Origin of the sequence: Levilactobacillus sp. LN180102 (assembly GCF_050106635.1) — a bacterium.
In the GTDB taxonomy this organism is placed as follows: Bacteria; Bacillota; Bacilli; order Lactobacillales; family Lactobacillaceae; genus Levilactobacillus; species Levilactobacillus brevis.
The window spans coordinates 1-18,179 of record NZ_JBNIIX010000014.1 but is presented as its reverse complement, the minus strand read 5'-3'; the positions used below and the strand labels follow the sequence as shown (position 1 = coordinate 18,179).

14 protein-coding genes are annotated in these 18,179 nt (G+C 46.3%); 9 read left to right on the top strand and 5 right to left on the bottom strand.

Translation table 11 applies throughout. The features are described from left to right. Nucleotides 1-7: 7 nt before the first annotated feature. From ACP4IT_RS09090 to ACP4IT_RS09070, 5 genes are all read left to right on the top strand, one after another. Nucleotides 8-1,168: an iron-containing alcohol dehydrogenase gene (locus tag ACP4IT_RS09090; protein ID WP_024855344.1), complete on the top strand. Its 1,161-nt coding sequence runs from the start codon at nt 8-10 to the stop codon at nt 1,166-1,168. A 24-nt stretch (nt 1,169-1,192) separates the two neighbouring features. After that, nucleotides 1,193-2,377 (top strand): NupC/NupG family nucleoside CNT transporter, encoded by a 1,185-nt coding sequence (locus ACP4IT_RS09085; RefSeq protein WP_021741592.1) that lies wholly within the window; start codon nt 1,193-1,195, stop codon nt 2,375-2,377. Nucleotides 2,378-2,388: 11 nt separating this feature from the next. After that, nucleotides 2,389-2,772 carry a hypothetical protein gene (locus ACP4IT_RS09080; RefSeq protein ID WP_141373211.1) on the top strand — a complete coding sequence of 128 codons (384 nt, stop codon included), beginning with the start codon at nt 2,389-2,391 and terminating at the stop codon, nt 2,770-2,772. 16 nt (nt 2,773-2,788) lie between these two features. Further along, the gene (rihA, locus tag ACP4IT_RS09075; protein ID WP_015474478.1) at nt 2,789-3,721 is read left to right on the top strand and encodes a pyrimidine-specific ribonucleoside hydrolase RihA; all 933 of its coding nucleotides are present in this window, start codon (nt 2,789-2,791) and stop codon (nt 3,719-3,721) included. Between the two features lie 125 nt (nt 3,722-3,846). Continuing rightward, nucleotides 3,847-4,527 carry a YoaK family protein gene (locus ACP4IT_RS09070; protein WP_114684668.1) on the top strand — a complete coding sequence of 227 codons (681 nt, stop codon included), beginning with the start codon at nt 3,847-3,849 and terminating at the stop codon, nt 4,525-4,527. A 112-nt stretch (nt 4,528-4,639) separates the two neighbouring features. Here ACP4IT_RS09070 and ACP4IT_RS09065 read toward each other — a convergent pair whose 3' ends face one another. From ACP4IT_RS09065 to ACP4IT_RS09055, 3 genes are all read right to left on the bottom strand, one after another. After that, nucleotides 4,640-6,343: an aryl-sulfate sulfotransferase gene (locus ACP4IT_RS09065; protein ID WP_024855347.1), complete on the bottom strand. Its 1,704-nt coding sequence runs from the start codon at nt 6,341-6,343 to the stop codon at nt 4,640-4,642. 351 nt (nt 6,344-6,694) lie between these two features. Further along, a complete protein-coding gene (locus tag ACP4IT_RS09060) occupies nt 6,695-8,272 on the bottom strand; it encodes a bifunctional metallophosphatase/5'-nucleotidase (RefSeq protein ID WP_011668918.1) in 1,578 nt (525 codons plus the stop codon). A 433-nt stretch (nt 8,273-8,705) separates the two neighbouring features. Next, nucleotides 8,706-10,784: a Na+/H+ antiporter gene (locus tag ACP4IT_RS09055; protein WP_087609252.1), complete on the bottom strand. Its 2,079-nt coding sequence runs from the start codon at nt 10,782-10,784 to the stop codon at nt 8,706-8,708. Nucleotides 10,785-11,310: 526 nt separating this feature from the next. On the opposite strand from ACP4IT_RS09055, the gene spx reads away from it, so the two are divergent. Beyond that, a complete protein-coding gene (spx, locus tag ACP4IT_RS09050) occupies nt 11,311-11,709 on the top strand; it encodes a transcriptional regulator Spx (RefSeq protein WP_011668916.1) in 399 nt (132 codons plus the stop codon). A 131-nt stretch (nt 11,710-11,840) separates the two neighbouring features. Here spx and ACP4IT_RS09045 read toward each other — a convergent pair whose 3' ends face one another. Both ACP4IT_RS09045 and ACP4IT_RS09040 read right to left on the bottom strand, forming a co-directional pair. Beyond that, nucleotides 11,841-12,125: a hypothetical protein gene (locus ACP4IT_RS09045; protein ID WP_011668915.1), complete on the bottom strand. Its 285-nt coding sequence runs from the start codon at nt 12,123-12,125 to the stop codon at nt 11,841-11,843. Nucleotides 12,126-12,305: 180 nt separating this feature from the next. Next, nucleotides 12,306-13,235 carry a ketopantoate reductase family protein gene (locus ACP4IT_RS09040; protein ID WP_011668914.1) on the bottom strand — a complete coding sequence of 310 codons (930 nt, stop codon included), beginning with the start codon at nt 13,233-13,235 and terminating at the stop codon, nt 12,306-12,308. A 161-nt stretch (nt 13,236-13,396) separates the two neighbouring features. On the opposite strand from ACP4IT_RS09040, the gene ACP4IT_RS09035 reads away from it, so the two are divergent. The 3 genes from ACP4IT_RS09035 to ACP4IT_RS09025 all read left to right on the top strand — a co-directional run bounded on the left by ACP4IT_RS09035 (nt 13,397) and on the right by ACP4IT_RS09025 (nt 18,038). Then, nucleotides 13,397-15,367: a S9 family peptidase gene (locus ACP4IT_RS09035; protein ID WP_024855350.1), complete on the top strand. Its 1,971-nt coding sequence runs from the start codon at nt 13,397-13,399 to the stop codon at nt 15,365-15,367. A 274-nt stretch (nt 15,368-15,641) separates the two neighbouring features. Beyond that, nucleotides 15,642-16,004, top strand: a complete 363-nt coding sequence (locus ACP4IT_RS09030; protein ID WP_011668912.1) for a helix-turn-helix domain-containing protein — start codon at nt 15,642-15,644, stop codon at nt 16,002-16,004. A 429-nt stretch (nt 16,005-16,433) separates the two neighbouring features. Next, nucleotides 16,434-18,038, top strand: coding sequence for an oligosaccharide flippase family protein (locus ACP4IT_RS09025; RefSeq protein ID WP_011668911.1), 1,605 nt, complete (start codon nt 16,434-16,436; stop codon nt 18,036-18,038). The last annotated feature ends 141 nt before the right edge of the window (nt 18,039-18,179 follow it).

Genomic DNA, 18,179 nt, shown 5'->3' with positions numbered 1-18,179 from the left:
ATTGCAGATGGATGTAAAGTTACTGCAGCGCGTTAAGGTGTTAGACACCGATCACTTGGCGCAGACTGTTTTAGAGGTTCTTCAAACAGAAGGGTATCAACGTCCACTGTTTGTTATGGATAGTTTTCTGGCACAGGTCCCATTGGTGCAGGAAACTCAGGCTTTATTGGAGAAAAGTGGGATAACTGTTAGCGTGTTTGATCAGGTAGTATCAGATCCACCGGCACAAACAATTCGAGACGGTGTAACGGCATTTGGGGCCGCCCATGCTGATAGTTTAATTGCAATTGGTGGGGGGAGTTCAATTGATGTCGCCCGCGGTATTAATATTGTTCGGGTTAATGGTGGCGATATTTTAGACTATACCGATACGCAAAAGTCGATTGAACCATGTCCGGGATTAATTGCTATTCCAACAACCTCAGGGACTGGTAGTGAGCTTTCTAATGCATTGGTTGTGACGGACGTGGCAACTGAGAAAAAGGTAGCGATTTTAGCGGATAACGCCGTTAGTGAATATGCTATATTAAATCCAGATTTACTCTTATCTTTGCCTAAAAAAATGACCATTGCCACTGGGTTAGATGCATTTTCTCATGCGGCCGAAGGTTATACGTCCCGGCTAGCAAGTCCTGTAACGGACGCGATTTGCGAAAAGGTGATGTTTTTACTTTATAATTATCTGCCGCGAGCAGTGGAAAATGGTCACGATCGGGAGGCTCGCCAACGTGTCATGGTAGCGGCTGCCTTAGCCGGGTGGATGCTTAATAATGCTGGGACGAATGCGGGACATTCAATGGCCCATATCTTAGGATCTAAGTATCATCTGGTTCATGGCGAAGCCGTTGCGTATGCTTTGCCAGGGGTTCTTGAACAAGTTGCCCCACTCTTACCCCATAAGGTAGCTGAAATTGGTCAAATCTTAGGTGTGACGTACGCTCCAACAGATACCTTATCAGAGCGGTGTAATCAAGCCATTAAGGCGTACCAACACTTCCGAGATGATTTAGTCGGCTTGCATCCATTTAACGATTATGGGATTTCTGAAGAAGAACTAGTGACGAATGCTGAGGCTGTTGCAAATGAACAATTTGCAGGAAACACACCTGGAGAGATGAACAAGCAAGTCGCCACAAAGTTATTAACACGATTTGGTTGTCGGGCTTAATCAAAACGAAAAAGGGTGAACGTCATGAATTTTGTTTTTCTGTTAACAGGATTAGCATTGGTTTTTGGCATCAGTTGGCTGATTAGTACAGACCGTAAGCATATTAAATATAAACGAATGGGAATTTTATTTGGTCTGCAGTTGGTAATTTCCTTTCTATGTTTACATACGTCTGGTGGGGTTAAGACTTTAGCAGGCATTTCTAGCTTTTTTAATTGGTTAATGGTTCAAGCGGCTGGCGGTGTTAATTTTGTCTTTGGTGGATTCAGCATTAAAGCCGGTTCTTCCGTTTTCTTCCTAAACGTATTGATGCCGATTGTCTTCATCTCGGCGTTAGTGGGTATTTTGAATTACATTAAGGTGCTACCGTTTATTATTAAGTGGACTGGCTGGGCACTAAATAAAGTTGCGGGTATGGGAGAATTAGAAAGTTATTTTGCTGTATCGACCGCTATTTTGGGACAACCAGAAGTTTTCTTAACCGTTAAGGATCAAATTCCCAAGTTAAATGAACGGCGTCTGTATACCATCTGTGCATCGGCAATGAGTGCCGTCTCCGCTGCCATGTTGGCCTCATATATGAAGATGGTTCCCGGAAAGTTTGTCGTGGTTGCGGTTTTCTTGAATATCTTATCGGCGTTGATTATTTCTTGTGTGGTCAACCCTTATGAAACAGAAGCGAATGATGAGTTGGTTCAAGTATCCAAGAAGAAACAAGAACCATTTTTCCAAGTTTTGGGAACCTACATTACGGACGGCTTTAGTTTAGCGATCACCGTAGGCGCAATGTTGATTGGTTTTGTGGCACTGGTAACCTTCTTGAACAGCTCATTTATCGCTTTGATTCATATTTCCTTTACGGATTTGATTGGTTATGTTTTTGCGCCAGTGGCCTTTTTGATGGGCGTGCCAGCGCATGAAGCGATGAAAGTCGGCAGTCTGATGGCAACAAAATTGATTACTAATGAATTTGTGGCGATGGGAACTTTGCATGGCATGGCCGCTGGATTAAGTGCAAAAGCCAATGCCATTATTTCCGCTTACCTGGTTTCCTTTGCCAACTTTGGGACGGTTGGGATTATTACCGGCTCAATCAAATCTATTAGCGCAGAACAAGGTGGTTACGTGGCTAAGTTCTCAATGAAGTTATTGTTGGGTGCGACGTTAGCATCAGTATTGACTGGAACCATCGTGGGGATGTATTTCTAGGAGGGATTAAAGTGAAACGGCAATGGATCAGATTAATCGAATTAGTTGTCGGCTCATGGCTGTTGTTTTCCTTGGGAACCCTGGTTAGTGTGCAGACGGGAACACCGAGCGTCAATTGGCGCCCCACATTTAATACCCTATTATTTGCATTAATGTTGTATGCTTGGAGTATCTTCATTGTTTATCAGCAGCGACGATTTGCAAGCGTTTTAATGGACTTTGTCATTGTGGTCTATAGTTGTGGCTTTCTTAGCCTAATGATTACTGCCATCAAACAATTTGCTATAGTCAGTCGTTTTTCAAGCTTAGTTATCATCATAAGTTTGGTTGGACTGTTCGTTAATGGGCTTTGGTTCAAGACCGGTCGCCAGCTGAATAAACAACAATCTAGTTAAGATAGGAGTCTCACCCATGAAAAAAATAATTCTCGATTGTGATCCCGGCCACGACGATGCTTTGGCAATGATGCTGGCATTGGCTAGTCCGGATATTGACCTACTGGCTGTTACGACGTCAGCGGGGAATCAAACACCAGAAAAGACTCTGAATAACGCGATGCGACTGCTGACACTGATGCAACATCAAGAGATTCCAGTGGCGGGTGGTAATCGAACACCACTGTTGAAACCATTGGAAACGGCTGGTAATGTCCATGGTAAGAGTGGCCTTGATGGTGCTGAGTTACCAGAGCCTGACTTTGCCGTTCAACCCGTACCAGCTGTCGAATTGATGGCGCAAACATTGCGGGCTAGTGCAGAGCCCGTTACCTTGGTGGTGACGGGTCCCATGACCAATATGGCTCTATTCTTACGGGTTCATCCCGAACTGACTGATAAAATTGAGCGGATTGTCTTTATGGGCGGCGCGATGGGGCTAGGTAACTGGACGCCTTCCGTGGAATTTAACATTTACGTTGATCCAGAAGCTGCCAAAATCGTGTTGAATGCCGGCATTCCGTTGACGATGGCCCCATTAAATGTGACCCATCAAGCACAGATTCTCAAACCCGAAATTGAGGCGATTGGCGATATTAACAATCCAGTTGCCCACGCCTTTTACGGGCTTCTGAATTTCTTTGAACGGTACCATGAAGCACCTAAATGGGGTTTTAAGGGCGCGCCATTACATGATCCTTGTACGATTGCGTGGCTCTTACGTCCAGAGATGTTCCACAGTGAACTAATGAACGTTGATGTTGAAACGCAAGGAGAACTGGTTCGGGGCGAAACGGTTTGTGATTATTATGAGCTGACCGAAAAACCTAAGAATACCGATGTTCTCTTGGATATTGATCGTGACGCCTTTATTCGGTTGATTACGGATTCTTTAAAAACCTTTAACTAGTGAGTAAAACGACGTACCACCGACAACGAAGCAGGTTGTGGGTGGTACGTTTAGATTTTCTTAACTTGTCGCCACGGCTTTTAAGCTATACTAGATGAACGAAAATTTCATCGAGGTGAACAATAGTGACACAACGCGCTTATCCGCTCCATGAACAGCTTTTATTTGGTTGTGGCCTGACAATGACCGCCGGTGCTTTAGATGCCTATTCTTACTTGGCTCACGGGGCCGTTTTTGCGGGGTTACAAACTGGTAACTTAATTTTACTCGGCACCCATCTGGGACAGCTCCAATTGTCCGCTATCGGCCGTTATCTGACGGCAATGTTAGCCTTTATGGTGGGAACGATGCTGGTTCGCGGCCTACAGCATGTATTTGAAAATCGGGCCGTTAATCAGCCTGCGCTGGTTTTGTGGCTGGAACTAGGATTATTGGTGGTTGTCGCTGGGACCACCCGTGTGCTACCGGATATGGTGATTACGGCGTTACTGTCGTTAGCCGCTGCTGCTGAATTGCAAGAGTTTCGCCAGATTAAGGGCGCCCCATTTACGCCATTAATGATGACGGGAAACTTCCGGACGGTAGCGGAAGCACTCTATGACGGTGTTCGCTACCGAGATCGCGCAGCGCGGCAAAAGGCGAAAGATACCCTGATGTTGATGGGAAGCTTTGTGATTGGGGCCGTTTTAGTTGGACTGTTGTACTTGTCGTTAGGGACCTATAGTGTTGCGGTGCCCATCGTGATTGTCGGTGGTTTGATCGGCTGGCTACACGAACAGACGCGTCAGCGAAAATGGAAGCATTAATGGCTAGTAAAAGAGAGTGGGACTAGTTGCCGCTTGGCGCACGTTCCGGCACCAGATATTTAGAAACGCAAAAAGAGCCTGAGACTTTTGTCTCAGACCCTTTTTTGACGAATTAAGATTTTGTTGCATCGAATTTATAAGCTGAGTCATAGAATGGCACGCGGTAGGCCCGATAAGCGTAGGCTTTGGCTGCCGCATTCTTCATAGTAGCATTGAAGACTTGTTCGCCACTCTTAGTCACTTCGATAATGTTACTTTCTTGACCACCATTCTTGTAACCAAAATCAATCAGAACGTTACCGTTACTTTGCTTCTCGGCATAACCAATAACACTAGTAAAGTTGGTCTTACCTAGTGATTTTCCATAAGCCCAAGTCTGCTTGATGGTCATCTTCTTTTGGTTAACGTGGTATTGAACGGCTTGTGAGTACTTACCGGAGGTCTGCTTATTCCCGTTGGTCACCGCAATGTTGTTATCATACAGGATAAAGTTTTCACTGTTGGCGGAGCTGTTACCGCCATTGTTTAAGAGGTACAGCCCGTGTTGGCCCCCGGTCACGGTCGTTCCTTTGGCCGGTGTTAACAAATACTTCCGGTAGGCTTTGGGCCAAGTTGATTTCTTTTTACCACTATAAATCCATTTGATATGATCTGTCTTGTAATCCAATTTCATAATCATATCTTGATTTCGACTAGAAATCACAATCGATTTATCATTTTTATCGTAGTCCACGGCATTTTGGTGTAACCAATCGACCTTGCCGTCGGAACCTTTTTGATACTTAGCCCACATGGACTTCGGCAGAAGTTTCTTCATATCAATGACCTTTACGATCTTGCCGGTTTTGTGAGACACCTCAACCATCGTATCTTCCTTGTACTTTGAACCATCAGAAACGGTGGCTAGTAAGTTATGGTTCGGAAGCTCAACCAAGTCATGGTGAATGACGGTCGTTTCTTTGCCACCATCGGTACTACTGGTCTTGTTCGCAAAACTATATTCATTATAAACACGACCCAAGTAGTCCGTCTCGATTAAATCATTGTAAACATCTGAATCAATATCTTTCTTTGACAAGATCATAATGTGACCATTGGACCACTGTTCAATGGTGTGTTGCGAATAATTGGTGTCATACCACCGAACATTGCCATCAGCATCAATCGCAAAGGGTTGCTTAGTTGTTCGATTAATAATGGTCAATTTATTTTTCCCAATATTCATCTTAGATTTCTTCACGTTTTTGGTCGTAATGGTGGCGTCCTTGATGTATTTTGGCAGGGCACTGGTTGTTAACTTTAGCGTCTTAGTCTTAGTCGTGCCAGTCTTGGTGGTCGTGGTGATTTTTACCGTATTGGCGTAATCAGCGTATAGGCCAACGACCGGCACTTGATGGGTCTTGGTATAGCCGCCATTGACCGTGTTGGTGATTGAAGTCTTGTCAGACTTGCCTACGACAGTGTAGGTCACCTTAACTGCCTCGGTCGTCTTGAATGTCACTAAGGCTGACAGGGGAGAGGACCCGTAAGGACTCACCTTGACGTATGGTGAGTCCAACGTGTACTTGTTATTTTCGGCCGCAGCTTTGTATTTAGCTGTCAGGCTTTTTTGCTTATCTTGGCGGGTCGTAATGATCTGGGTATCAAGATTTTTCTTGATCTGCGCAGTCGTTAAGGCCACCTTGTTGTTCTTAATTTTGTAACTTGATGAAGCGCTTTTCGTGCTGGAACAGCCAGCTAAGCCGACCGTTAAAACGGCCAGAGAGACAACGGCGAGCGCTGTCAAACGGTGGTGTCTGAATTGCAATTGAGCCATCTCCTTCGGTATCTTATCCAAAAAAGAAGAGAGTTGGCCCTAAGCCCACTCTCCCCCTAAGATTATGTAACACCTTAAATATACTCGAGATATAAATTAGTCGTGTTAACAAACTCTGAAAAAAGTAGGAATGATTTATGAACATCCTATGAATAAAGGTGAATCGGGTATAAGGTTAATGGTTTAGCTAAAATAGAACCGTGACTGTTCAATGCCTAATTGCAGCCAGGAAGGAGACAATCCTAAATCAATGGTATCAGTGATTTATGCACGCTTGGTGGGGAGACCATTTGACCTAACAAAAAACCAGTGACAACCGACTTTAAGTCGACTATCACTGGTTGGTTTTTCTTATGCTTGTGGGTCGTTAACCACGCTAAAGTTATCATTAGTCGTGGCGTCAATGATGGGATGTTCTTGGAGGTAGTCGGCAATGATTTCACTCATCCCCCCTTGACCTTCTGCCACAATCTTACTGGCGTCAAACATGCTGTAGTGACCGCCACCAACGGCCCGATATTGATTTAACACAATTCGCAGCGGCTGGTCGGGTTCCACGGGTTGACCGTGGTAGGTCAGATTCTCGACGCGCTGCCCGACTGGCTTAGCGATATTTAGCCGATAATTGACCCCTTCATACATGTCATAATTGTATTGACGACGCTTGGGGTGAATAAAGGCCGGATTAACCACGATTTGATGATCCTTAACGCTAAAGTAACGGGCACTGACTTCCATCGCCGCTTTGAGATCGGCGCCAGTGATGTTTAATAGCGATAGGCCGTTGGGGTAAACGTAATTTGTCATGATATTACGCATCGTGATGGGATTTTCAAAACCGCGCGCTTCATCGTTGAATAGCGCCGTTGCCGAAATGTCAGCGCCCATCGTAGCCATCTGAACTTTTTGGATAAATTCGATATAGGGTGTTTCCCGCATGCGTGCGGCAAAAGGATCATCAAACGTCATGTCACCTTGAATGTGGCCGAGTGGTTGGTCCAACCAATGACCGACTTCTGTATTGAGATCATCGGCCGCGGCGATAACTTTAGGATCAAGAGGGGCGTCTTTAGTGAAGACTAACTCAGAATCATGGTTGATGACCGAGACGTGACCGGCGTCATCCCGCCGAAGGTCAAGGGTGATCTTTCCGACGGCCTGCCCGCGAAAGCCTGGCTGTGTGGTAGGGATGTCGAATACGTTTGTTGCTAATTGGCGATGTTGATGGCCAGTCACCAAGGCGTCAATGCCGGGGATAGCTTCCAAAATATGGTAAGCCTCATTTTCACCCACGTGAATGTCATTAGGTTGACCGGTTGATAAGTCACGCTCAAAACCGCCGTGGTAACAGACAACGACGATGTCCGCTTGCTTTTTGATGATGGGGACGTACTTCTTGGCAGCAATAAAGGCGGATTCAAATTGTAGGCCACTAATATTAGTGGCTTTTTCCCATTTATAGACAGCCTGAGTGGTTAATCCCAAGACCCCAATTTTAAGGCCATCTTTTTCGATAATCTTGTAAGGCTGCCCGTATTCGGGGTCGCCATTTTGATCTAAAATATTAGCACACAGAATTGTCCGCTTCGCATCACGGATAGCGCCTTGTAAGTAGGCTTGGCCATAGTTGAATTCATGATTTCCCAGAATACCACAGTCATAATCGATTTGATTATAAATGGACATCAAAGGCTGGGGATCACGTTCGGGTCGGACCCGGGCGACATAGTATGCCAGTGGGGAGCCTTCCAGAAAGTCACCATTTTCAATGGTGATCACGGGACCTTCGGCTTTAGCGGCGGCTTGTTCACGCGCAATGACAGTGGCAGCCCGAGCAAGGCCGAACCCCTGATGACTGCCCTTTTTGACATAGTTTGTGGGATAGACGTACCCGTGGGTATCACTGGTTGATAAAATTGTCAGCTTCATTTTAGATGTCACCCTCCAAGTTAGGACGTCTGGCTGGCCACGGGTCACATAGACCAGTTGCTGACAGACCGTTGGTGAAAGGCCTTAGCTCTTTCACGCGTTAAAGAAATTATAAGCTAATTTGCCCTGAGTGTAAATTTAGGGTGGCGAAATTTGTGAAATTCTGAGATTTTTCTCATTTTAAACGAACGGTATCAGGTTTTAGACCGATTATTGCCGGACAACAAAAAACGATGACCAGACCTGAATTGTCTGCGTCATCGCTTTACGTAAAACGTATCTTACGTTTGGAGTGGATCGGTCTATCGTAATAGAACCGTCCGAATTTTTACTTGGAGGAGTAAAATTATTAACTTATTCGGTTGTTTGGTCGTAAGTTATGGACTCATAATAACAGCAAATTGTGAAGAAAGTGTGACACTGGCAGCAAAAATTAGTTTTCACCTGCAATTTCTTGCATGTATAACATTTGATCGGTAGAAACCTGTTGGTAAAGTTCCTCAGCCATGGCCGGTGAAAGCTCCTGAGCACTGCGCTTTTGACGAATATAAGTGTATTCGTGCTGGAAGGCTTGAATAAATAACTCATTTTGCTGATCCGTGGTTTCTTGCGACATAAAGCGACGGTGACGCGCATTGTAATAGTTTCGTACTGAATTGACCTCGGCTTGATTCTCAATACTCGAGACATCGGTGAGAAAGGCAATAACGTTATTGTAGACGTCCTGTTCAATCTTTAGGAAGCTTTCACGACGTTGCTTGTCAGCTTGTGGGTCACGCTTATGCCGGCCGTGATGAGGCGCGGCTTGCTCTTGTTGTAGCCGCTGCTGAATCAACCGCTGCTGTTCTGGTGAAACGGGGTGCCGTTGTAAGCGTTGTTGCTGTTGGGCAATGCGCCGCTTGCGCCGGCCGTGTCGACCAAAACTATGGCTAATCCGGTGGCCCACAAAGCGTAGCCATAAGATTAGATTGGTAAAGGGATTATTGTTGCTCATCCGCGATTTTAGCACCAACATCCGCACGTAACGGTTGGCAAAACCACTGGAAATCACACCATCGTCAGCCAACTTTTGAACGGTTTCCACCTCAATCTGGGTCGCTTGTTGTAACAGCTCCTGGACTTTACGTCGGTCGGGTCGTTCGGTCATCGCTTGACTATTCAGAATTTCAACGACCTTTTGGGCTTGTTCTGGATAGTCGGGATTTTCCTGGACTAACCGGTCGGTAGCATAGGCAACGAGCGCTTTACGTTCTTGCAACGCTTCAGCTGGGTCAACCGGTAGTTGCTTGGTTGGTAGAATGAATGGGAGTAGTAGAGTTGGCACCAGTAAACTTAAAATGATAACGACCGCGGCGATAAAAATCATGGAATTCCGTAGAGGAAAGGTACTGCCATGTAGCGTTAAAGGCAGGGAAAAGGCCATGGCTAACGTGATGGTTCCATGAACGCCTGAAAGCGCGCCAATTAAGGCATTTTCGCGTCGTTCGGTTGGTTTTGAGTGGATCAATGCCCAATCGAAGCGAATCCATAGGTAGCGCAAAGCCAGCATGACCACATACAAGATGACGGCAAGTAATACGTAGGTAGGAATTGATTTCGTATGATCCTGTTGAATATTTACCCAGACTGTGGGGAGTGACACTCCCAGCAGAACAAAAACAAAGCCATTTAAAATACTGGTGAGAATCCGCCAAGTCGAGCGGGAAACAAGCTGTAGCTGGGTACTGGAGAGACGCAACTGATTATTGGAAAGGCTGTAGATCAGGCCAGCGGCAACAACGGCAAGGATGCCGGATAATCCGAGGTGTTCTGCGGCGAGGTAGATCAGAAATGGAATCAAGACGTCAAATGGAACAATGACGCTGGTGGAGTCCTTACCGGTCCGAACCAGATATAACCGGGTCCATACGGCGACTAGCCCCAAGATGAGGCCAATTAATAGCCCGCCAAAGAAGACGATCAGGAAGTGCTTAATGCCATTGCCCAAAGAAAATTCACCAGTGGTAAAGGCGGTTAGAGCCAAACTAAAAGCGACTAGGCCGGAAGCGTCATTGAAGAGGGATTCGCGTTCGAGCATTCCCATCACGCGTTGGGGAACCGCCATGTTGGTGGTAATTGAGGAAACCGCAACGGCATCCGTTGGGGTCACAATCGCTGCTAAGGCAAAAGCTAACGCTAATGGCATGGTTGTCAGCATAGCGTGACTGAGGTACCCCATTAGAACAACGGTCAAAATAGCCAGTAGAACGGCCATTGAGAAGACTGAGCCTAAGTTTTCTCGAAGCTCCTTAGCGTTGGCGTTGCGGCCGTCATAAAACATGAGGGGCGCAATGATCAGGAGCATAAAAACTTCTGGTTCCAGGACAAAGTGGTGATAGAGCGGCACCAAAGACAATAAGGCGCCAGCAAAGATTTGATAAAAGGCTTGCGGAATGATCGGAAAGTAAGGATAAACCGTATTAGCGACAATGGTCGCAAGCACTAAGAGTAGTACAGCGTAAAAGACTGCCAACAAAAATCCCTCCAAGAATTACTAATTGTGGTCTTTATTTTACGCTATCAGCGATATAAAGGGAACGTGAATTCTTGTCAAAATGGGAATGTGCGAGCTCATTGTTAATTAGTGGAAATAAAGTGGCTAAAATTCGCTAATGAATATTAATTCATAATTAATAAATTAATATGCAAAACAGCTAAAATGATACGCCTGGTTGGGTATTTGCCTAATTATGGGAGCACCGAAAAGACTGCTTTCATCAGTTTATCGAGTTTGTGATAACGGCATTGAGTGATGTACCAGTCATTACACAAATGATGCACAAAGAATGGTCTTTAGGATGAACTAGTTGGGAAATGCAACCAACTCACCTGACAAACGGTGAGCTAATTTAGAAACTTTCCAAAAAGGGGTTGATTATTCATTCAATTGTGGTAACATATAAGTTGGTTCTATTGTACGATTTGTGATTAATCGGCAACAGGATCAGTTGAAGTCGTTTGTTATCGTTACTCAATCCAACGATAAGGAAGTGCTGAATATGATTAATTTGTACATTGCACCAAGTAGTGCATCCAGTCGAAAAGCGCGGGCCTGGTTAAAGGAACACGATATTGCGTTTAAGGAACGGAATATCAAGTCCAAACCATTGAACGCTGCGGAAGTTAAGCAAATTTTGCGGTTAACTGAGAACGGCAGTGAAGATATCATCTCTACCCGTTCGAATGTTTTCAAGCAATTACACGTCGACTTGGACAGCTTGTCAGTTAGTCAATTGGTTGATCTAGTTGTGAAGTATCCAGACTTGATCAAACGCCCCATCATCTTTGATGATAAGCGCTTGGAAGTGGGGTACAACGAAGAAGAGATTCGGCGGTTCTTACCACGTGATGTGCGGACTGCAGAGTTACACCATTTAGAATCACAATTAAGCTCATAAATCGAATCGATCAGTTCTCGGGGGAGTGCTGGTCGGTTTTTTTATTGTCGTTAAAATTAGTAAACCACAGAATGAGATGTGAAAGGGCGTAGCTGATCGAAATTAATTCGATCGGCTACGCCCTTTTTGCGTTAGCGATTGAGTTTTAAGTAAGTCTGAGCCATGTGAGCATAGCCCAATTGTTCCAGTGTTTCGGCAATGGTGGCAACGATGGTTCCCGTTGCCACGACATCGAAGCCGGCCAATTGCGCAACGGTTAAACTCTCTACGCGATGAACGACAGTGGGGTCATTCGTTAAGGCAGTGAGTGTCTGGTGAATGCGCCGTGAGTTAAACGGTGTGTGTGCTCCTGCTCGATTCTCCACGGTTAGACCGGTGGGAGTCATTGTTGCCTGTGATCTACGTAAGACGTCCATCTATCCTTGCCCTCCTAGGTTTGCCAGACCTTAATTGATGCATTATGTTTGTTCGTCAAAATCAGCTTATAACTATGGTACGATGAATTTGCGAAAAAAACAACTACATATGGGGCAAAAAATAGTTAAATTTCTACATATAGTGGCAAAACCACAGAGCGTGGTTCTCTTACTTTTTTGTTAGATTTGTTTCAGTTGTTCTTGGCTGTGAATTAACTGGGTCAACAAGGCGTTGGCAGGTGTGGGGACATGGAGTTGTTGACCTAATTTAGCGACATACCCATTGAGAAAATCAATTTCAGTTGGTCGCTGGTTGGCCATATCTTGATGCATTGACGGGTAGTGGTTCCCGTTAACTGCCGCTGGAAATTGGGCCGCAATTAAATCAGTTACGGCAGCTGCACTGAATTGAATCTGTGCGGCGTCGGCGACCGCTTGGAATTCATCGAGGACGGTAGCCGTTAGGGTTTGCCAATTTTTGAGAGCCCCAAACTCACCAATATTGCAGTCAAACAGGGTGCAGTAGGTATTGAGGACGCTGTTCAGGCCAGCCTTTTTCCAAATCGCAGCTAAGACATTATCTGCGGCGCTGGCATTTAATCCAGCTGCATTTAAAGTGGTGATTAAGTCAGCCAAATTGGGGAATTGATCGGGAACGACGGCTTGTAGGGAAATACTCCCCGTTCCAGTGACGGTGATGTGGCCAGGCCCCGTCAAACCAGAAGACCAGACCGTGGTACCCACGACAATTTGGTTCTTGGGCACGTGACGTTCGATGGTTTCGATATTGCCAATCCCGTTGGCTAAGGTTAAGACGATAGGATGGTTAGTGAGTACAGGGGCGAGTTGCTGGAGCATCGCGTCCATCTGCATGGTTTTGGTAAAGAGAATAATGAGATCAAATTGATCGGTCACCGCTTCAGGATGTTGCGCGGTCATGGTGTAGACGTGATCGACACCATCATCCGTAGTAACCGTTAATCCGGCCTGATTAATCTGGTCAACATGGGCGGACCAGTTATCAATCAACGTGACTTGATTACCAGCCTCCTGTAATTTGACACCAAATCGGCTACCCATTGCGCCGGCACCTGCAATTGCAATTTTCATGTAAACTCACTCCTTAGGTCGTTAGTTAGATTCAGTGTAGCAGGTTTCGGGGATTTTCGCTGTAATCAAATAAAAATTGACATTACTTATAGACAGGGCTAACATGAAACACAATTATTTGATGAGAAAACAATGAGAAAATAAAAATTGGAGCGATACGTATGTCACAAAGCGTCAGTGCACAGGATTTATTTAGATTAAAATCAGTCACCCAACCGACCGTTGCTGCTGGTCAAGTTGTGGTTGTGGAAAACCGCGTCGATCAGGCTAGTAACAGTTACTTAGCGGATCTAAAGCGCGTTGATCTGCAAGGCCACCAGCAAACACTTGCCACGACCGGCAAGTTGGCTGTCCAGCCAGTAATTGTGGGGGACCAAGTCTACTATGCTGCCAATGTAGGTGACGCTAAGGCCCAATTGTTCCGAGTTTCTCTAGCTGGTGGGACACCGGAACAGTTAACGACCGCTGCTGAAGAAGCGGTGACGACGGTGTTAGCGAGTGCTGACGGTCAGTATGTCTATTTTAAAACCACGGCGACTGCCGAACGGCCTAAATTACCTAGTCCGCAGGCCTTTCCGCAAACGCGCCACGTTGACCGACTCATCAACAAGGCCGATGGCTATGGTTGGTTACCGCTGAATGTGACCTATCGCTTGCGGTGCTATCAGCCAGAAACGGGCGCCGTAACGGAACTATTTCAACACGGGTTTGACTTTGATGTGACTTCGGTCAGTGCTGCCGGACGCTATGTCACAGTCTTACATGACGTCCAACCCGACAACGATCGTGACTTTACGCGAGGCGCCTATTGTTATGATGCGACAACCGGCGAGACCGTCGAGTTGACAACTAGTATTGCCGCTGGACGCTTTGAAGATGCCACGTTATCGCCAGATGGACAACGGGTCGCACTAGTGGGTGATGATGGGACGTTCGGTCGGCATACGGTAGCTAATGTCTATGTGGTTGACCGGACTGGTAACCAGATGCAAAACCTGACAGCAGACTTAGCGGCTGACCCAGCGCCGGAAATGGCGGCAGACTTCATTCAGCAACAAGGAAGCAAGCTGGTACGATGGTTGGATTCTGATCGCGTTGTCTTCACAGCAGTCTATCATGCCCATAGCCAGCTGTATGTGGGCAATGCAACCGATGGCATTGACCGTATAGATAACACGGCGCGGCAGATTGTGGACTTCGATGTGGTTGACGCGCACACGGCGGTCTTGGCGGTATCCTATCAAGATCAACCGAGTGTATTGGTGACCCGTGACTTAACACAACAGACGGAACGGGTCTTATATAATCCTAATGCGGCTTATGAAGAAACCCATACGTTTGCTCACCCCCAACGATTTGACTTCGAGTCGGCTGATGGGCAGGCGTTAGAGGGGTGGTATTTACCGGCCCAAACCACGGCCCCGAAGCAACCGGTCCTGTTGTACGTTCATGGGGGACCACATGGTAACTATGGCGAAACTTTCTTCCATGAATTTCAAGTGCACGCGAGTCGCGGATTTGGCGTGGTATTTTTCAATCCACGCGGGTCAACTAGCTATGGGCAAGACTTTGAAAGTGATGTCAATGGTCACTACGGCGAGCATGATTTTTCGGATGTCATGACGGGTCTGGACGTGGCGTTACAGAAGTTCCCACAGTTAGATGCGGACCGCCAATACATTGCCGGCGGGTCTTACGGTGGCTTTATGACAACGTGGGCGATTGGGCATACCAAGCGCTTTGCGGCGGCGATTGCCCAACGACCAGTGACGAACTGGATTAGTTTGTTTGGAACCAGTGATATTGGGTTTTATTTCAATCCAGAAGAGTTGGGAACGGACCTCTTTGCGGAAGGTGGCGTGGCGTCGTACTGGCGGCAATCGCCATTGGCATACGCCCAGCAGGTCACAACCCCCATTCGGTTGTTACACGGCGAGTGGGATATGCGCTGTCCCATCAGTCAGTCGGAGGAATACTTTACCGCCGTTAAACGCCATGGCGTGGATGCTGACATGATTCGGTACCCCCAAAGTTTCCACGGGGTGTCACGAAATGGGTTGCCCAATCTGCGACTACAACGTTTAGACGATATGACAGAGTGGTTTACGGCGCACCCAACAGTTAAACACTAAGTTTACAGTTAGGCTTTGAAAGGTCTGTGGCGAAGGTCACGGCCTTTTTTATTTTGGCGACTGACCTAACCGGTTATTTAAAATTAGATATTTGTTTCGTGAGTGTATGATGAAAGAAGATATGTGATGGCTTGCTGCTGTAAGGCGCGCAACCATTATGGCAACTGTGACGTGCGCAATGAGCACAGGCAAATTGCGAAAAAATAGCAGATCGTTGCTAGGTTGCTTGAAAGATAACCGGTATACTTGCTGAAAAGTAAGGGAGATGGGACAAATGGAAAATAAGTTTAATACGCAATTAAGCCAGTTACGACGACAAGCGGGATTATCACAGGAGCAGTTAGCTAGTCAGGTATTTGTAACGCGTCAGTCTGTGTCAAAGTGGGAACAGGGGGAAACGACTCCCGACTTAGATACGCTGATTAGTCTGGCTACGGTATTGGGGGTGAGCCTGGACGAACTAGTCAGTGGTCGCTCAACCGCGACCCATCAGACAGAAACTGAGACGACATTCGATCAGCCGGAACCGGCAGGGGCAACCACAGGTCACTCAATGAATTTCTGGGAGTTTTTGGCCAATTACTGGTGGGCATTAGTGGCGCTGGCTGGCGTGATTGGCGTGTTCTTTGGTCATTAAACCAGTTTTGTTTGGGAATAAGTGTCTGACGCTCATTAGATTGAGATAAAATAAATTGGAATGTATCTGACGCGCCCTAAGGATAATGACAGTACTGAGCTCATTTGCCGCTTTCCGCCGGGCTACTGTGGTGTGGTATGGTACCACGAGTTAAGCCCGGCAAGAACACTTCCAACCAATCTTAGCTTGGAAGTCATGTGTCTGGAAGATGGGCCCAATACAGCTGATAAGTGTGCGATAACCACAACCGCTGGCAAACAGACATTAATTTAAGAAAACTTAGAAAGTTGACTTGCTGGCCCTAGGAGTGCCATTGACCTCAATACTTCCCCGTTTGGTAGCCGTTGGTTATGTACAGAGGCAAAGGAGTGGGGTATTCTGGCTAGTGGTGGTTTTAAATCGCTAGATTAAATATGAGAGCAGTTATTTATGGATAAAAAAATTATTTCGGGGTCATTTTGGCTTTCGTTTGGTAGTATTTTTTCACGGGTTTTGGGGGTTGTCTACCTGATTCCTTGGTTAGCAATGATCGGTTCGCCTCAGCATCAGACTGTGGCACAGGCGTTATTTAATACCGCCTACACGCCGTATGCGTTATTTATTGCACTAGGAACGGCGGGATTTCCCTCAGCAATTGCCCGCCGAGTGGCTTTCTTTAATGGTGAGGGGAGCTTTTTAAATTCCAAGCGAATTGCGTTAACGGGTTTTGGTTTTATGGCGGTGTCAGGCGTGATTTGTGGTATTTTGTTGTATGGATTGGCGCCCATCTTGGCGGCTAATAGTCCCGTCAGTTCGGTTGCCAATGCCACCATCGCGATTCGTTGTTTAGTACCAGCAATTGTGATTCTACCGTCAATGAGTATTTTACGCGGGTGGTTCCAAGGCAATGGTGATTTAAAGCCATTTGGTATCTCTCAATTATGGGAACAATTTATTCGGATCATTGTGATTTTGGCAGGAACCTACTGGATTATTGAACGGAGCCAACAGAGTTATGTATTGGCCGTCTTTATCAGTGTCGCGGCGGCATTTGTGGGGGCGGTGGCTAGTTATGCCTATTTGCTCAGTCATTTGTGGCGGCAACGACATACTTATCGCCAGTTAGCGGCAGCAAGTGAAACGAGCAAGCAGCATGCTGGCCGGGATCTTTTGAAGATGGTCGGGGTTGAATCGATTCCCTTTGTCATTGTGGGATCGGGGATTACCCTGAGTCAGTTAGTGGACCAATTATTTTTCAAGCAGATTATGCAAGGAATCCTGCACCAAACGGCGACGATGACCCAATATGTGTTTACCATCTTTTCGGCCAATCCCAATAAGATCACGACGGTACTGGTCTCGTTAGCGATGGCGGTAGCAGAAACTTCCTTACCGTTACTTGCGGGGCAACTGGCCGATTTGAAAGCCAACCGGCAGCGAATTACGGCGCTGTTGACGAACAATTTTCAATTATTAACCTTCGTCTTACTGCCGTTAGTGGTGTTGGTGAGCTTGTTGGCCTATCCGACTTACGGAATTTTCTTTAATTTCGACAGCGCCGGGGCGACGTACTTGATTGCCAATGGCTGGCAAAGCTTAATCTTAGGATTAGCGCTGGACCTCTTGACCACCTTGCAAGCTTTACGCATGAGTAAAAAAGCGACCATCTACTTATTAAGTGGCTTAGGTATTAAGCTGATTTTGCAATTGCCATTAGTCTATTTGTGGCAAGGTTATGGGGCATTATTGACAACTAGCTTGGCCTTTGGCTGGATTATTTGGCGTAGTTGGCACATTATCCGTCAAAGTTATGCCTTGCGTTTACAGCTACTTTGGCCCATTGTAAAGCTCAATGTGTGGTTCGCGGTCATCTTAACGGGGCTGATTGATGGCACGCAATGGTGGCTCGGCCCGCTATTCTTTACGGGAAAGTTCTTGGCCATGATCTATGTGGGTGTTTGGGGCTTGCTCGCCATTGGATTGTACATCTGGTTGGCTAACCGGTTTGGTGTGGCACAGTTGATCTTTAAGCGACCGCTGACAGTGCGGCGTTAGTTTTGGTTCACATTTAAGGGCTCTTTGTCAACGGGTGTTGATGGAGGGTTTATGTGGAACTTCGTTCACTTGCGAACGGGGTTCCTTTTCTTTAATCTGATTTTAAATTCAATTTGAATACGAAAAACAAAGTTTTTCCAA

Bases quoted from the DNA above. Each gene is read 5' to 3' on its own strand.
- ACP4IT_RS09025 (WP_011668911.1), top strand. From the start codon at position 16,434: ATGGATAAAAAAATTATTTCGGGGTCATTTTGGCTTTCGTTTGGTAGT.
- ACP4IT_RS09040 (WP_011668914.1), bottom strand. From the start codon at position 13,235: ATGAAAATTGCAATTGCAGGTGCCGGCGCAATGGGTAGCCGATTTGGT.
- ACP4IT_RS09060 (WP_011668918.1), bottom strand. From the start codon at position 8,272: ATGAAGCTGACAATTTTATCAACCAGTGATACCCACGGGTACGTCTAT.
- spx (WP_011668916.1), top strand. From the start codon at position 11,311: ATGATTAATTTGTACATTGCACCAAGTAGTGCATCCAGTCGAAAAGCG.
- rihA (WP_015474478.1), top strand. From the start codon at position 2,789: ATGAAAAAAATAATTCTCGATTGTGATCCCGGCCACGACGATGCTTTG.
- ACP4IT_RS09085 (WP_021741592.1), top strand. From the start codon at position 1,193: ATGAATTTTGTTTTTCTGTTAACAGGATTAGCATTGGTTTTTGGCATC.
- ACP4IT_RS09065 (WP_024855347.1), bottom strand. From the start codon at position 6,343: ATGGCTCAATTGCAATTCAGACACCACCGTTTGACAGCGCTCGCCGTT.
- ACP4IT_RS09090 (WP_024855344.1), top strand. From the start codon at position 8: ATGGATGTAAAGTTACTGCAGCGCGTTAAGGTGTTAGACACCGATCAC.
- ACP4IT_RS09035 (WP_024855350.1), top strand. From the start codon at position 13,397: ATGTCACAAAGCGTCAGTGCACAGGATTTATTTAGATTAAAATCAGTC.
- ACP4IT_RS09030 (WP_011668912.1), top strand. From the start codon at position 15,642: ATGGAAAATAAGTTTAATACGCAATTAAGCCAGTTACGACGACAAGCG.
- ACP4IT_RS09045 (WP_011668915.1), bottom strand. From the start codon at position 12,125: ATGGACGTCTTACGTAGATCACAGGCAACAATGACTCCCACCGGTCTA.